This window comes from Burkholderia sp. 28_3 (genome assembly GCF_003253915.1).
Taxonomy (GTDB): Bacteria; Pseudomonadota; Gammaproteobacteria; order Burkholderiales; family Burkholderiaceae; genus Burkholderia; species Burkholderia cenocepacia.
The window spans coordinates 113,962-127,589 of sequence record NZ_QKZF01000006.1 but is presented as its reverse complement, the minus strand read 5'-3'; the positions used below and the strand labels follow the sequence as shown (position 1 = coordinate 127,589).

Annotated in this window: 16 protein-coding genes; 8 read left to right on the top strand and 8 right to left on the bottom strand. The window is 69.2% G+C overall.

Annotated elements, in window-relative coordinates; genetic code table 11:
* Positions 1-104: 104 nt before the first annotated feature.
* Positions 105-1,085: an AAA family ATPase gene (locus tag DFS13_RS15585; protein ID WP_006495523.1), complete on the bottom strand. Its 981-nt coding sequence runs from the start codon at positions 1,083-1,085 to the stop codon at positions 105-107.
* 227 nt (positions 1,086-1,312) lie between these two features.
* Between DFS13_RS15585 and DFS13_RS15580 the strand changes: the two genes are divergently transcribed.
* From DFS13_RS15580 to DFS13_RS15545, 8 genes are all read left to right on the top strand, one after another.
* Positions 1,313-2,041 carry a nitroreductase gene (locus DFS13_RS15580; protein WP_034201241.1) on the top strand — a complete coding sequence of 243 codons (729 nt, stop codon included), beginning with the start codon at positions 1,313-1,315 and terminating at the stop codon, positions 2,039-2,041.
* 146 nt (positions 2,042-2,187) lie between these two features.
* A complete protein-coding gene (locus tag DFS13_RS15575) occupies positions 2,188-2,676 on the top strand; it encodes a hypothetical protein (protein WP_034201240.1) in 489 nt (162 codons plus the stop codon).
* A gap of 5 nt (positions 2,677-2,681) precedes the next feature.
* Positions 2,682-3,497: an endonuclease/exonuclease/phosphatase family protein gene (locus DFS13_RS15570; RefSeq protein ID WP_006482036.1), complete on the top strand. Its 816-nt coding sequence runs from the start codon at positions 2,682-2,684 to the stop codon at positions 3,495-3,497.
* Between the two features lie 308 nt (positions 3,498-3,805).
* Positions 3,806-4,576 carry a ferredoxin--NADP reductase gene (locus DFS13_RS15565; protein WP_006482027.1) on the top strand — a complete coding sequence of 257 codons (771 nt, stop codon included), beginning with the start codon at positions 3,806-3,808 and terminating at the stop codon, positions 4,574-4,576.
* Positions 4,577-4,991: 415 nt separating this feature from the next.
* Positions 4,992-5,807 carry a quorum system sensor histidine kinase RqpS gene (gene rqpS / locus DFS13_RS15560; RefSeq protein WP_043204981.1) on the top strand — a complete coding sequence of 272 codons (816 nt, stop codon included), beginning with the start codon at positions 4,992-4,994 and terminating at the stop codon, positions 5,805-5,807.
* Positions 5,808-5,814: 7 nt separating this feature from the next.
* Positions 5,815-6,471, top strand: a complete 657-nt coding sequence (rqpR, locus tag DFS13_RS15555) for a response regulator transcription factor RqpR (protein ID WP_006477530.1) — start codon at positions 5,815-5,817, stop codon at positions 6,469-6,471.
* A gap of 216 nt (positions 6,472-6,687) precedes the next feature.
* The gene (locus DFS13_RS15550; protein WP_111441865.1) at positions 6,688-8,094 is read left to right on the top strand and encodes an amino acid permease; all 1,407 of its coding nucleotides are present in this window, start codon (positions 6,688-6,690) and stop codon (positions 8,092-8,094) included.
* Positions 8,095-8,346: 252 nt separating this feature from the next.
* Complete coding sequence (locus DFS13_RS15545; RefSeq protein WP_006482029.1) at positions 8,347-9,372, top strand: XdhC family protein; 1,026 nt, start codon at positions 8,347-8,349, stop codon at positions 9,370-9,372.
* 57 nt (positions 9,373-9,429) lie between these two features.
* Here the strand turns inward: DFS13_RS15545 and DFS13_RS15540 are convergent, their stop codons facing one another.
* From DFS13_RS15540 to fliE, 7 genes are all read right to left on the bottom strand, one after another.
* Entirely contained in the window at positions 9,430-10,164 is a 735-nt protein-coding gene (locus DFS13_RS15540) for a PepSY-associated TM helix domain-containing protein (protein WP_006482034.1), read from the bottom strand.
* A complete protein-coding gene (locus DFS13_RS40320; protein WP_166677913.1) occupies positions 10,161-10,403 on the bottom strand; it encodes a hypothetical protein in 243 nt (80 codons plus the stop codon). Before DFS13_RS40320 ends, DFS13_RS15540 begins: the two co-directional genes overlap by 4 nt.
* Before the next feature lie 30 nt (positions 10,404-10,433).
* Complete coding sequence (locus tag DFS13_RS15535) at positions 10,434-10,751, bottom strand: EscU/YscU/HrcU family type III secretion system export apparatus switch protein (protein ID WP_058901893.1); 318 nt, start codon at positions 10,749-10,751, stop codon at positions 10,434-10,436.
* Positions 10,748-12,100 carry a flagellar hook-length control protein FliK gene (locus DFS13_RS15530; RefSeq protein WP_111441864.1) on the bottom strand — a complete coding sequence of 451 codons (1,353 nt, stop codon included), beginning with the start codon at positions 12,098-12,100 and terminating at the stop codon, positions 10,748-10,750. Before DFS13_RS15530 ends, DFS13_RS15535 begins: the two co-directional genes overlap by 4 nt.
* A 133-nt stretch (positions 12,101-12,233) precedes the next feature.
* Positions 12,234-12,566 (bottom strand): flagellar protein FliT, encoded by a 333-nt coding sequence (locus DFS13_RS15525; RefSeq protein ID WP_006486993.1) that lies wholly within the window; start codon positions 12,564-12,566, stop codon positions 12,234-12,236.
* On the bottom strand, positions 12,563-12,997 hold the full coding sequence (fliS, locus tag DFS13_RS15520) for a flagellar export chaperone FliS (protein WP_006486995.1): 435 nt from the start codon (positions 12,995-12,997) through the stop codon (positions 12,563-12,565). The genes DFS13_RS15525 and fliS overlap by 4 nt, the downstream gene beginning before the upstream one ends.
* 225 nt (positions 12,998-13,222) lie before the next feature.
* Complete coding sequence (gene fliE, locus DFS13_RS15515) at positions 13,223-13,567, bottom strand: flagellar hook-basal body complex protein FliE (protein ID WP_006486991.1); 345 nt, start codon at positions 13,565-13,567, stop codon at positions 13,223-13,225.
* Positions 13,568-13,628: the final 61 nt, after the last annotated feature.

The window sequence follows — 13,628 nt, the reverse complement described above, 5'->3', positions numbered from 1 at the left end:
GCCGACGTATCGCGTCGCGACGATGCGGACGGTGGCGCAGACAACGATGCGGCCACGAATGCGACGAATGCCACGCGCGCCGCGGCCGGGCGCGCGTGGCCGCGTCAGAAGCCGATCGGCCGGCGCTTCGCCGCGCCTTCGTCGGCGCGGATGTCGGCCGGCCCGATCGCGTCGCGGCCGTCGAGCCGCGCGGCGCCGAACGCGTGCAGCAGCGCGCGGCGCATCGTGCGCGGCGGCGTCGCGGCCAGCACGTCGAGCGCATCGTCGCCGAGCGTCTCGGGGAAGCGCCGCCCCCACGCATGCGACGTGCGGATCTCGTCGTAGATCGTCTGCGCGATCCGGCGTGCGCCGGCTGCATCGGGCGGCGCGATCTCGTACACGTTCATCCGGTTGAGCAGCGGCTCCGGAATCGCCTGCGCGTCGTTCGCGGTCGCGATCCAGATCACGTTGCCCGCGTCGATCGGCACTTCCGCGAATTCGTCGACGAACGCGCGCGCGGTGTCGTGCTCGAGCAACGCATACAGCGCGCCGAGCGGATCGTATTGCGCATCGCTGCCGGCCTTGTCGATCTCGTCGACCGCGATCACCGGGTTCGCGTAGCTGCCGTTCACGAGCGCGTCGAACACCTTGCCGGGCTTCGCGTTCTTCCATTGCGACGACGCGCCCGACAGGATCCAGCCGGCCGTCAGCGAACTCATCGGCACGTAGTGGTACGCGGTGCCGAGCAGTTGCGCGAGCGCCTTCGCGAAATGCGTCTTGCCGATCCCGGGCGGCCCGAGCAGCAGGATCGGCATCAGTTCGAGCCGGTCATCCGTTTCGAGACACAGCGCGATCTGCTTGCGCACGTCGTCGAGCGGCTCGCCGAAATTCGGCAACGCCTCGCCGAGCGCGTCGAACGACGGCATCCGGTTCGGCTTCACGCAAAAGCGCAGATTCCCCGTCTTGAGCATCTTCTCGTAGGTCGAGCGCAGTGCGTCGCTTGCGCTCTCGTTCAGGTCGCCCAGCGCCGTCTCGACCTGCTCGAGGTCGTACACCGTGCTGAAGGACGCCACCGCCAGTTCCTGTTTCACCATCGCCGTCGTCATACCAACCTCGCTGCCTTGCCGTCACACACTCATCAGACCCTTACGATTTCAGTGTAGCGATCCCGCATCGCCGTGCAAGCAAGCAGCCGGGGGAGTCTGCTGCTAACAGCGCGCCCGCGCTGCACGGTCGTGCGCCGCGGCGTATGATCGACAGTTCACGACGCTCGCGCCGGGTGCGCCGCTGGCGTTCGCGCGCCGCGCCAGACGCCTCGCCCGAAGAGTTGCCGATGTCCGTCCCCACTGCTTCCCCGCGCGTCGACGCCGATGCGATCCGTTCCGTCGATACCGTCGACGCCGCGCTCAAGTCGCGCCGCGCGATCCGCGCATTCCTGCCGACGCCGGTGCCGCGCGACACGCTCGAGGCGATCCTCGAAGCCGCGAGCCGCGCGCCGTCGGGCACCAACATCCAGCCGTGGCGCGTGTACGTCGCGACGGGCGCCACGCGCGACTCGCTCGCCGCCGCGCTCACCGCGGCCTACGACGATCCCGCGCGCGACGAGAAATACGTCGCCGAATACGACTACTACCCGCGCGAATGGGTGTCGCCGTATATCGACCGGCGCCGCAAGGTCGGCTGGGACCTGTACGGCCTGTTGAACATCGGCCGCGACGAGAAGGCGCGCATGCATGCGCAGCACGCGCGCAATTTCCGTTTCTTCGATGCGCCGGTCGCGCTGTTCTTCACGCTCGACCGCGTGATGACGTTGGGAGCCTGGCTCGACTGCGGGATGTTCCTGCAAGGCGTGATGACGGCCGCGCGCGCCCGCGGCCTCGACACCTGCCCGCAGGCCGCGTTCGTGCCGTTTCACCGGATCGTCGCCGAACATCTCGACATTCCGGCCAACGAGCAGCTCGTCTGCGGCATGTCGCTCGGCCATGCGGACCCCGACGCGATCGAGAACCGCCTCGTCACCGAGCGCGCGAGCGTCGCCGAGTTCGCGCGCTTTTTCGCTTGAAAACGCATGACGCGTCCTTACCTGTCGAGCAGGACCGCATCGTGCTGCGAACCCGTCGCGGCGCGTCCCGTCACATCGCGACCGAAATCGATCGGGCGTAAGATGTGCGTCCGTTCCCCGCTATCCCGCGTTTCCGGAGACGTTTCATGCTGAAACACGGCCTGGCCGTCCTGCTTGCGAGCGTCGTGCTCGCCGCCCATGCGCAGAGCCCCGCGCCGGCCGTCGTCGCATGGGAAATCCAGGTGGTGCGCGACGGTCAGACGATCGACACGTTCCAGCAAAACACCACCGTGGGCCAGTCCCGCACCGATACCCATCGCTATCCGGCCGCCGTGCCGGTGGGCTGCGGCAATGCCGCGCGCGTCGTGCCGACCGAGCGCTCGCGCTCGGTGACGGTCGCCCCGCTCGCCGTCGACGCCAACGCGAACACCGTGTCGCTCGGGCTCGACGTGCAGGAAACGCTCGACGACGAAAACGCGACGCGCGGCGATCCGTGCGTGCCCGCGTCGCCGCGGCAGATCGTCGCGAGCCACCCCGGTCTGTCGGTCGGCGGCGAGGCGTGGACCGACTGGACGCTCGTCGAGCAGCATCCGCATCTCGTGTACCGCGTGCGCGCGCACGTCGCGAAGGACTGAGCGTCATGTCCGCCGACGCTCTCTCCCTGCCGTTCGCCGAACCGCACGCCGCGCCCGACGAAATCACCGCCGTCAGCTGGAACCTGCACAAGGGCCGCTCGCCGCTCGGCTTCACCGCGTGGAACGCGATGCGCGACTGGATGCAGTCGACCCACGCCGACGTGTATTTCCTGCAGGAAGCGATGGCGCGCCGCATGCCGCGCCCGATGCTCGCACCGGGCTTCGGCGCGCCGATGGACGACACGGTCGACGACGTGTGGCATTGCCAGGCCACCGAGATCGCGCAGGCGCTCGACTGGCAGATCGCGCTCGGGCCGAACGTGTTCAAGCCGTCGTGGCGGCACGGCAACGCGATCCTGTCGCCGCATCCGCTCGATCTCGGCGGCCGCTGGGACATCTCCGCGCACCGCTTCGAGCGGCGCGGGCTGCTCGTCGCCCGCGCGACGCTCGCGGGCGCCCGCCCGGTCACGCTGCTGTGCGCGCACCTGGCGCTCACGCGCGCCGCGCGGCTGCGCCAGATGCACTGGATCGCGCACTGGATCGTGCGCAACGCGGGCGACGATCCGCTCGTGCTCGCCGGCGATTTCAACGACTGGCGCAACGATTCGGTCGCGCTGTTCGGCGAGATCGGGCTGTCCGAGGTCGCGACGCTGCTCGGCGAATCGGGCCGCACGTTCCCCGCGTTCTCGCCGGCGCTCGCGCTCGACAAGATGTTCGTGCGCGGGCTGACGCCGCTCGAATGGCGTGCGCCGTCCGGCGAAGCCGCGTGGCTGTCGGACCACCTGCCGTACATCGCGCGCCTGCGCCTCGATCCGCAGTAGCGCCCGCGGTCCCGCGGCGCCCCCGGTCACGGCGCTGCCGGAGCACGCCGCAGTCGCCGCGACACGCGCAGCCGATCATGGAAAGCATGTTGAAAGGATCTGTTGCGCCAAATCCGCGCAGCCGCGGGGGTCAAGCCCGCGATCCGCGTCAACAGGGTAAAATAACGAGTTCCTCAAACGTCTGTCATCGAGAAGGCGCGTGTCCGACGCGCCGGCCGGCCGATCCGCGATCGGGCCGTCGCACTCGGTTTTTTGCCCGTTTTTGGGCCCGTTACACGCGTTCGCCACGCGCGTCCGTTTTCAAAGCCATGAGCAAATACGACACCGCCACCGTCCAATCCGTCCATCACTGGACCGACACGCTTTTCAGCTTCACCTGCACCCGTGAGGCGAGCCTGCGCTTCAACAACGGCGAATTCACGATGGTCGGCCTCGAAGTCGACGGCAAGCCGCTCGCGCGCGCCTATTCGATCGTCAGCCCGAACTACGAGGAGCATCTCGAGTTCTTCAGCATCAAGGTGCAGAACGGCCCGCTGACGTCGCGCCTGCAGCACCTGAAGGTGGGTGACACGGTGCTGATCGGCAAGAAGCCGACGGGCACGCTGGTCGCCGACAACCTGCTGCCGGGCAAGACGCTGTGGATGCTGTCGACGGGCACGGGCCTCGCGCCGTTCATGTCGATCATCCGCGATCCGGACATCTACGACCGCTTCGACAAGGTGATCCTGACCCACACGTGCCGTCTGAAGGGCGAGCTCGCGTACATGGACTACATCAAGCACGACCTGCCGGGCCACGAGTACCTGGGCGACATCATCAAGGAAAAGCTCGTCTACTACCCGACCGTCACGCGCGAAGCGTTCGACAACGAGGGCCGGATCACCGACCTGATCGCGACGGGCAAGCTGTTCACGGATCTCGGCGTGCCGGCCTTCTCGCCGGAAAACGACCGCGTGATGCTGTGCGGCAGCACCGCGATGCTGAAGGACACGACCGACCTGCTGAAGCAGGCCGGCCTCGTCGAAGGCAAGAACAGCGCGCCGGGTCACTACGTGATCGAGCGCGCATTCGTGGACTGATCGATCCCCGAATTTGTGCCGCATCAAGAACCGGAGCGAAAGCTCCGGTTTTTTTTCGCCCCTACTTGGCGAATTCGTAACAAACTGGGACCATTCCATCTCAAATAGTTACATTTGGATACGTCATCGCCCGGTGTTCGGGTGTCAGTGTTTTTCCTACAACAGGTTCATTCCGATTATTCACATTTACCCTTAAATGTCCGCCCGACATGACCTTTTCAGAAATTTTGAGATATTATTCGCCGCGCGTGGTTGCCGTTCGGATGAGAGTGGAAGGGTCGGATGCAAGTGTTACAAGACGTAACTTTTGTTACCTCGGCATGGAGCGATTCTCTGGCGGCGACCGTCATCGAAACGGCAGCCGGTGCACGCAACCAGCCGGTGTCTGAACCGCTTTCTGACAGCAGGGAGAGTCATGGATACGTCGCTTAACGCGCCCTCGGGCGCCCACGCCCCGTTCCCGTCGCGGCAGCGCATGCCCGGCTGCGCCGCGACTTCGCCCCTGGCCGACGTCGCATCGAAACGCGACGCGTCCGCCGCACGGATCGCGGCACTTTCCGCCCAGTTGCTCGCCGCCGACGAAGCGGCCCGCCGCCATCTGGCCGGCGAGCTGCACGACGGGCTCGGCGCCGAATTGACCGCTGCCCGCTTCGCGCTCGCAAACGTTCAAACGTGGCTGCCGGCCGATGCGCCGGAAGGCTGCCTGCGCGCGCTGGCGCTGGCGCAGCAGGCGCTCGACGCCGCGACCGACGCGAATCGCCGGCTGATCGACGAGCGCGACACGCCGGCGCTCGACGCAGGCGTGGTCGGCGCGCTGTCGTCGTGGATCGACACCCATGCGGCGCGCACCGGCCTGCGCACGAGCTTCGTGTGCGCGGCCGACGCGCGCCTCACGCAAATCGCCGGCGCCGGCGCGCTCGCGGTGTTCCGCGTCGCGCAGGAAGCGCTGTCGAACGTCGCGAAACACGCCCGCGCGACGTCGGTCGACGTGCGGATCGTCACCGACGGCACGCACCTGTCGCTGAGTGTCACCGACGATGGGACCGGTTTCGCGCGCAATCGCCGCAGCGGCTACGGCCTCGCCGGCATGCGCGCGCGCTGCGAGGCGTTCGGCGGCAGCTTCGAGACGGCCACGCCGGCAACCGGTCGCGGCACGCGCGTCACCGCGCGCTTCGCGTGGGATTCGCTGCTCGCGGTGCCCGTCGCGGCACGCCGCACGTCGCTTTCGTGAGGTCGCGATGAGCCTGAACATCCTGCTCGTGGACGATCACGCGATCGTCCGGCAAGGGATCCGCCAGTTGCTGATCGACCGCGGCGTCGCGCGCGACGTGACCGAGGCCGAGAACGGCGGCGACGCGATGGCGGCCGTCGACAAGCAGGAATTCGACGTGATCCTGCTCGACATCTCGCTGCCCGACACGAACGGCATCGAGGTGCTCAAGCGCCTCAAGCGCAAGCTGACGCGCACGCCGGTGCTGATGTTCTCGATGTACCGCGAGGATCAGTACGCGGTGCGCGCGCTGAAGGCAGGCGCGGCCGGCTACCTGTCGAAGACGGTCAACGCCGCGCAGATGATCGGCGCGATCCAGCAGGTCGCGGCCGGCCGCAAGTACGTGAGCCCCGCGATGGCCGAGGCGCTCGCCGAATACGTGTCGTTCGAGAACGAACCGCTGCCGCACGAGAAGCTGTCCGATCGCGAATATCAGACGCTCTGCATGCTCGCGTCCGGCAAGCGGCTCACCGATATCGCGAACACGCTGTCGCTGTCGGTGAAGACGGTGAGCGTGTACCGGTCGCGGCTGCTCGAGAAGATGCGGCTGTCCAACAACGCGGAACTCACGTTCTACGTGATGAGCAACCGGCTCGTCGACATGGCGCCCACGGCCGGCGCCTGAGCCCCCCCGGCCCATTCGAATTCGTCCGATCCCGCGACGCGGCGCACGCCGCGCCGCGCCCAACCGCGCCCGCTCCGGGCGCAAGCGCTTGTTTTATCGGACGATTCCACGGCGCACCGCGGCGCCGCAGCGGGGCTTGCACGCCAAATCAGCTAAAATTATGGGTTTTCACTCAGTCAACGCGCCGTGCCTGCGCGCGATGGCGATTCATCCGCAATGTCTCTCTTCCGCAAGAAAAACGTCGATCGCATGATCGCCGGCGCGCAAGCCGCCGGGCTCAAGAAAGCGCTGGGCGCGATCGACCTCACCTTCCTCGGCATCGGCGCGATCATCGGCACCGGCATCTTCGTGCTGACCGGCACCGGCGCCGTCCAGGCCGGCCCCGCGCTGATGCTGTCGTTCGTGATCGCCGCGATCGCGTGCGGCCTCGCCGCGCTGTCGTACGCGGAATTCGCGTCGACGATCCCCGTCGCCGGCTCGATCTACACGTATTCGTATGCAACGCTCGGCGAGCTGGTCGCGTGGATCATCGGCTGGGACCTGATGCTCGAGTACGGCCTCGCGTCGTCGGCCGTGTCGGTCGGCTGGTCGGGCTATCTGCAGTCGCTGCTGCAGGGCTTCGGGCTGTCGCTGCCGACCGTGCTGACGGCCGCGCCCGGCGCGGTGCCGGGCGTCATCACGTGGTTCAACCTGCCCGCGTTCCTCGTGATGATCGTGATCACGACGCTGCTGTCGATCGGCATCCGCGAATCGACCCGCATCAACAACATCATGGTGTTCATCAAGGTGTCGGTGGTGCTGCTGGTGATCGCGGTCGGCCTGTTCCACGTGACGCCCGCGAACTGGAAGCCGTTCATGCCGCACGGCTGGAACGGCGTGTTCGGCGCGGCCGCCGTGATGTTCTTCGCGTTCATCGGCTTCGACGCGGTGTCGTCGGCGGCCGAGGAAGTGAAGAACCCGAAGCGCGATTTGCCGATCGGCATCATCGCGTCGCTCGCGGTGTGCGCGGTGCTGTACGTGACGGTCGCCGCGGTCGCGACCGGCATCGTGCCGTCGGCCCAGTACGCGAACATCTCGCACCCGATCTCGTACGCGCTGCAGGTCGCCGGCGAGAAGTGGGTCGCGGGCTTCATCGATCTCGGCGCGGTGCTCGGCATGCTCACCGTGATCCTCGTGATGAGCTACGGCCAGACGCGCGTGATCTTCGCGATGTCGCGCGACGGGCTGCTGCCGGCCGCGCTGTCGCGCGTGCATCCGCGCTATGCGACGCCGTTCCTGACCACCTGGCTGGTCGGCCTGTTCTTCGGGCTGATCGCCGCGCTCGTGCCGCTCAACGTGCTCGCCGAGCTGATCAACATCGGCACGCTCGCGGCGTTCTCGATGGTGTCGATCGCCGTGCTCGTGCTGCGCCGCACCCACCCCGAACTGCCGCGCGCGTTCCGCTGCCCGGGCGTGCCGGTGGTGCCGATCCTCGCGGTCGCATCGTGCCTGTTCCTGATGCTGAACCTGCAGCCCGTCACGTGGGCCGCGTTCGGCATCTGGCTCGTGATCGGCCTCGTGATCTACGCACTGTACTCGCGACACCACTCGAAGCTCGCGCACGGCCACCCCGACGCGCACTGAGCGCCGTCATCGCGCGCCGCCGCGGCGCGCGATGACGAACCCCACGCGGAACCGCCCCGGCTCCGCACGCCCCCTCTCCCGAACCCTCGGCCGCCGCGCGATCAGTGTCCGATCGTCGCGATCTCTTGCCCGATCGTCCGGATTTGCCCGCCCCCGCCGCCGCGCCGCCTGCACGCGCGCGCCGGGCGGTTCATAATCCGGCCATCGAATGACGGCGCCGCGCGACGGGCCGTCCGGCAACAGGAAAAAACGATGGAAAGCGTCGATCTCGATGTACTGAAATCCAGCGCGCGCTGGCTCGAAGAAGGGCGCCGCGTGCTGCTCGTGACGGTCGTGAAGACGTGGGGCTCGTCGCCGCGCCCCGAAGGCGCGATGCTCGCCGTGCGCGAGGACGGCCTGGTGGTCGGCTCCGTGTCCGGCGGATGCATCGAGGACGACCTGATCGCCCGCGTGCATGCGAGCGGCATCGCGGCCGATGCGCGCCCGGAAGCGCTCAAGTACGGCGTGACCGCCGAGGAAGCGCACCGCTTCGGGTTGCCTTGCGGCGGCACGATCCAGCTGGTGCTCGAACCGCTCACGCGCGACAGCGGGATCGCCGCACTGTGCGCGGAAGTCGAGGCCGGCCGCCTCGTCACGCGCACGATGACGCTCGCGACCGGCCGCGCGTCGCTGTCGCCCGCGCAGGCGACCGACGGGCTCGCGTTCGACGGCGAACGCCTCGTGACGATCCACGGGCCGCGCTACCGGATGCTCGTGATCGGCGCCGGCCAGTTGTCGCGCTATCTGTGCCAGATCGCGGTCGGGCTCGACTACCAGGTGACGGTCTGCGATCCGCGCGACGAATACACGGATGCGTGGGACGTGCCGGGCACGCGCGTCGTGCACACGATGCCCGACGATACGGTGCTCGACATGAAGCTCGATGCGCGTTCGGCGGTGATCGCGCTCACGCACGACCCGAAGCTCGACGATCTCGCGCTGATGGAGGCGCTGAAGACGCCCGCGTTCTACGTGGGCGCGCTCGGCTCGCGGCGCAACAACGCGGCGCGGCGCGAGCGCCTGCGCGAATTCGATCTGAACGAAGTGGAACTGGCCCGGCTGCACGGGCCGGCCGGCATCTACATCGGCAGCCGGACGCCGCCGGAAATCGCGATCTCGATCCTCGCCGAGATCACCGCCGCGAAGAACAACGTGTCGCTGCCGACGATCCTGCAGGTCGAAGGCGCGAAGGCCGCGCGCGAAATCGCGGCGAACAGCGGCGCGGCCTGCGGCCTCTGACCCGCGACGGCGGCGGGCGATCACGCCCGCCGGCCGCTACCCCGGCGCGACCCGCGCTCAGGTCAGGCCGGCGGCCAGCGCCGCGGCAACCGAACCGACCACCAGCACGACGCCGACCGTGCGGCGCTTGTTCAGCTCGGTCCACAGCAGCACGCCGGTCAGCGACAGCAGGATCAGCGAGCCCGCGATCGTATCCATCAGCAGCACCCAGCCCAGATTCATCCCGACACCGCGATGCAGGTTGTTCAGCGTCGTCAGGAACGTGTTGCCGGTGCGCTTCACCGACACGTAGCCGTTGCCGACCCAATACTCGGCCTGCAGGTTCTGGTGCGGCCCGAACACGCCGAATTGCCAGTGCTCGGGCTGCATCACGCGCTTGTCGCCCCATGCGACGGCCTGCGCGGGCTCCTTGCGCATGCGGCCCGGCTTGCCGTCGAACTGCAGCTCCTGCTGCAGCCACTTCGTCATCGCGGCGGGCGTCTTCGGCACCGGATCGGGCAGCGCGATCTGCATCTCCTCGACCTGCGGCTCACCGGTCGAAATCTTCAGCGGCGGCGCGCGATGGTTCAGCAGCACGCCGGTCACGCCGAACAGCAGCCCGAGCACCGCGCCCCACAGCCCGACCCAGCCGTGCACCTTGCGCAGCCACTTGATGAAGGTCGCACGGCGCGAGCGCTGGCGGCGCGCGGCCAGTTCGTCGTCGCTCAGCGGGCGGCCCGCCGGGTGCAGCACGGTGACGCCGGCGCGCGGCATGCCCGTCTTGGGCGGGTCGATCGTTTCGGGCGCATTCACGCGAAAGTATCCATTCGTTCAAAACGACGGGCGGCGCGCAGGGAGTGCGCGCCGCCCGGCAGCATGAAAATGAGAATGGATATCATTACATAAATCGACCGCCGGCTCAATCCATACGCATACGAAGCGACAAGGCCGGGAGCGCGCGAGAACGAGAAGGAAAGGCGTGCGTTGCCTTGCGATGACGATCGATCGACGGCAGATACCGACAGAATGATCCCGCAAGCATCGGACAGCATTTCGTAATAAGCCGCCCGTCGGCAGGCCTTTCAGCGCAACGGCGGCAGCGGGAAACGCGGCGCGGCGTCGTCCGGCGCGGGTTCGGCGCGATCGAGCGCGTACAGCCACGCGAGCAGGTCAGCGACCGCCTGATAAAGCTGCGGCGGAATCCGGTCGTCGAGATCGACCTGCATCAGCAGCGACACCATCTCCGGCGCCGTATGCACGTACAGCCCCGCATCGTGCGCGCGCGCGACGATCATCTCGGCGAGCACGCCGTAGCCCTTCGCGACCACGCGCGGCGCCGCATCGCCGCCTTTCGGGTCGTAGACGAGCGCGGCCGCACGCTTGCGGGACGTCGTGCTCATGGCAGCGCCTCGTCATCGTCGCCCGGCACCCGCACGTCGGCGCCGCCGGCCGCGCCGCGCGCATACGCGGCGGCGGCCGCCTGCGCGGCGAACAGGTCGAAGCCGTCCGGCCCGTCGTCGACCGCACGGATCGACAGCCCGCCTACCTTGAGCCCCGAGCCTTCGAGCCGCTGCCGCAGCGCGGCTTCGTTACGCGTGAGACGGTCGGCGCCCGTCTGGTTCGCGCGCAGCCGCGCGACGAGTTGCGCGCCGTTCAGCACCAGCTCGGCATCGACCGTGCCGAGCGACGGCAGCGTCAGCGTCAGGCGCGTGCGCCACGCGATGCCGTCGCCCGCGTCGTCGTCCCCGCCGCCGCGCGGCGCACGGTGGCCGGGCTCGTCGGGTTCGATCGTCCAGTCGAGCCGCGCGCCGGGCCACGCCTCGCCGGTCCAGCGAAACTGGTCGGTCGCGAGCGCGTCGAGCTGTTGCCGAACGAGCGGCACGGCGGCCGGATGCACGGTTGCGAGCGGCGGCTGCGGATCGGACGACGCGGCGGCCAGCTCGGCACGCGCGGGCGTCCAGCGCGCATCGGCGTGCGCAGCCAGCGGATCGGCCGGGTCGGACGGCAGCGACGCACCCTGCCGGGCCGCCGCAAGTGTGGGCTGCGCGGGCTCGCGCGCGGGTGCGCCGCCCTGCGCCGGCGGTTGCGCGCTTGCCCGCGCGGCGGCCGGCAGCGGCGGGCGCTGCGCGAGCAGTTCATCGAGCACGTCGGTCGACGCGTGCGGGACGGCTTCCGGGTCGACCGGCGCGAGCGCGGTCGCGAGGCGTGCCTGCGGCTCCCGCATCAGCGCCGCGAGCGGACGCTGGCCGGCCAGCCACTGTGCGAGATGGGATTCGTAGAATAGGCCGCTTTCGCTCACGGCCTGCGCGAGCGCCGCCCGCAGCGCCGCGACCGGCGGCGGCGCGAGCGCATCGCGCGCGGCCGCGGCGGACGACGCTTGAGCCGAAGCCGGCGTGGCAGGCGCGGCGGGACCGGACGCCGCCGGCGCACGCGCCGGCACGGGCGTATCGGTGAGCAGCACGGCGGGATCGGCCAGCAGCGGCAGCCGGCCGACGATCGCCGGTGTCGCATCGCCGCCCGAGCGCGAGATCGCGTCGAGCACGCGCCCGACCTCGGACAGCGCGGTCTGCGTGGAAGCCGGCGGCGCGGCGGGCGGGCTGCCGGCCGGCGGCGCGGACGATGCGCCGGCGCCCGGCGTGCCGACCTGCGCGGTGGCGCCGCCGCCGGCGGGCGCCGAAACGGTGCCGGTCAGCAGGCTGTCGAGGCGGCTCGCCAGCAGCGCGGCCGCAACGGAGTCGATACCGGTCATGATCGGAGCCTGCTTATATCAGCCACATCGTTGCGAATCCGGGCACGGCACGCCGGTGCCGCCCGCGGGAACAGCGCGCGCCGCGTGCGGCACCGGGCCCGGACGCTTCGCGCCCGTCTCCCGGAACCCGGCCCTACCCGCGCGCGCGGTAGAGATCGGTCAATACCTGGGTCGAGCGCCGCGCCTCGAACAGCGCGGACAGCCGCGCGACGTCCGGGCTCGCGAGATCGCGGATCGCGGCGTCGTCGGCCAGGATGCGGCGGATCAGGTCGAGCTTGCGGCCGAGATCCGATTCGTCGAGCGCGACGCCCGGATCGGCCTCCTTCAACCCGTCGACAAGCTGCATGAATTCGGCCTGCAACCCCGGCAACGCGCTCCAGTCGGCGCCGCGCGCGGCGCACAGCATCCGGCCCGACACGGCGGCGAGCGCCTCGTAACGCGCGAAGTATTCGGCCTTGTGATTCATCGTGATGCTTCCGCTACCTGTTGCGCGGCCATCCGCGCGACTTCCGGGGCGATGCCCGTCCATGCTTCCTCGAGCGTCGCGAGCAAGCCGTCGACCTCGACCAGCATCGCGTCGCTCGCCTGCGCGTTCGCTTCCAGCAGGCGCCGGCCGATATACGCGTACAGCGCATTGAGCCGGTCGGCGATCTCGCCGCCCGCGTCGCGGTTCAGCGACGCCTGCAGGCCGCTCTCGACGATCCGGATCGCCTTGCCGATCGCCTCGCCGCGCCCGGCCACGTTGTCCTGCTGCAGATGCATGCGCGCCAGCGCGATCGCCTGCCGCGCGCCCTGGTACAGCATCGCGATCAGCCGGTGCGGGGAGGCGCCCATCACCCCGGTCTCGACGCCGACACGCGCGTACGCACTGGCTCCAGCGTGTCCTGGGGAAAACATGCGCTTCTCCTTGTTATTGCCTGCTATACGGGAGCCGCCGCCGTGCGTTGCACGGCGCGGCCTTCACCGGAGTTATCGGAAGGGATTTGAAAAGCTTTAGGTGCGCGGGGGGCCGCCGCCGGGCCTGCGATGCCGGCTCGCCGGACTCGTTCGGCAGGCCCTGAACCGTCCGCGGATGACCCCGGATGCGCGTCGCCGGATGCGCGTCGCCGGATGGCCGTCCCCTCACACCGACATCTGCATGATATCGTTGTAAGCGCTCACTAGCTTGTTGCGGACCTGGAGCCCGAACTGGAAGCCGATATTGGCTTTCTGCATGTCGACCATCACGTCGTTCAGCGAGATGTTCGGCGCGCCGACCTCGAACGCCTTCGCCTCGCCGAGCGCGTGCTGCTGGTCGCCGCTGATCTTGTCGAGCGATGCCTTCATCGCGCTCGCGAACGTGCCGGCCGTCGCCGCGCCCGAGCCGGCCAGCGCCGCCGTCGGGCTCGCGACGCCGCCGGACGCCTGCGCGGCCATCGACTGCATCTGTTGCAACACCGAACCGATTCCGCTGACGTTCGCAGTCATGCTGTCCCCAGACATAGAGAAGAGACCCGGACGCACCGGGCGACCCGCCGGCGCCGCACCA

What these genes read in the sequence shown, in the direction of transcription:
- DFS13_RS15585 (WP_006495523.1), bottom strand. Translation starts at nt 1,085, where the DNA reads ATGACGACGGCGATGGTGAAACAGGAACTGGCGGTGGCGTCCTTCAGC.
- DFS13_RS15580 (WP_034201241.1), top strand. Translation starts at nt 1,313, where the DNA reads ATGTCCGTCCCCACTGCTTCCCCGCGCGTCGACGCCGATGCGATCCGT.
- DFS13_RS15575 (WP_034201240.1), top strand. Translation starts at nt 2,188, where the DNA reads ATGCTGAAACACGGCCTGGCCGTCCTGCTTGCGAGCGTCGTGCTCGCC.
- DFS13_RS15570 (WP_006482036.1), top strand. Translation starts at nt 2,682, where the DNA reads ATGTCCGCCGACGCTCTCTCCCTGCCGTTCGCCGAACCGCACGCCGCG.
- DFS13_RS15565 (WP_006482027.1), top strand. Translation starts at nt 3,806, where the DNA reads ATGAGCAAATACGACACCGCCACCGTCCAATCCGTCCATCACTGGACC.
- rqpS (WP_043204981.1), top strand. Translation starts at nt 4,992, where the DNA reads ATGGATACGTCGCTTAACGCGCCCTCGGGCGCCCACGCCCCGTTCCCG.
- rqpR (WP_006477530.1), top strand. Translation starts at nt 5,815, where the DNA reads ATGAGCCTGAACATCCTGCTCGTGGACGATCACGCGATCGTCCGGCAA.
- DFS13_RS15550 (WP_111441865.1), top strand. Translation starts at nt 6,688, where the DNA reads ATGTCTCTCTTCCGCAAGAAAAACGTCGATCGCATGATCGCCGGCGCG.
- DFS13_RS15545 (WP_006482029.1), top strand. Translation starts at nt 8,347, where the DNA reads ATGGAAAGCGTCGATCTCGATGTACTGAAATCCAGCGCGCGCTGGCTC.
- DFS13_RS40320 (WP_166677913.1), bottom strand. Translation starts at nt 10,403, where the DNA reads ATGCTGTCCGATGCTTGCGGGATCATTCTGTCGGTATCTGCCGTCGAT.
- DFS13_RS15535 (WP_058901893.1), bottom strand. Translation starts at nt 10,751, where the DNA reads ATGAGCACGACGTCCCGCAAGCGTGCGGCCGCGCTCGTCTACGACCCG.
- DFS13_RS15530 (WP_111441864.1), bottom strand. Translation starts at nt 12,100, where the DNA reads ATGACCGGTATCGACTCCGTTGCGGCCGCGCTGCTGGCGAGCCGCCTC.
- DFS13_RS15525 (WP_006486993.1), bottom strand. Translation starts at nt 12,566, where the DNA reads ATGAATCACAAGGCCGAATACTTCGCGCGTTACGAGGCGCTCGCCGCC.
- fliS (WP_006486995.1), bottom strand. Translation starts at nt 12,997, where the DNA reads ATGTTTTCCCCAGGACACGCTGGAGCCAGTGCGTACGCGCGTGTCGGC.
- fliE (WP_006486991.1), bottom strand. Translation starts at nt 13,567, where the DNA reads ATGACTGCGAACGTCAGCGGAATCGGTTCGGTGTTGCAACAGATGCAG.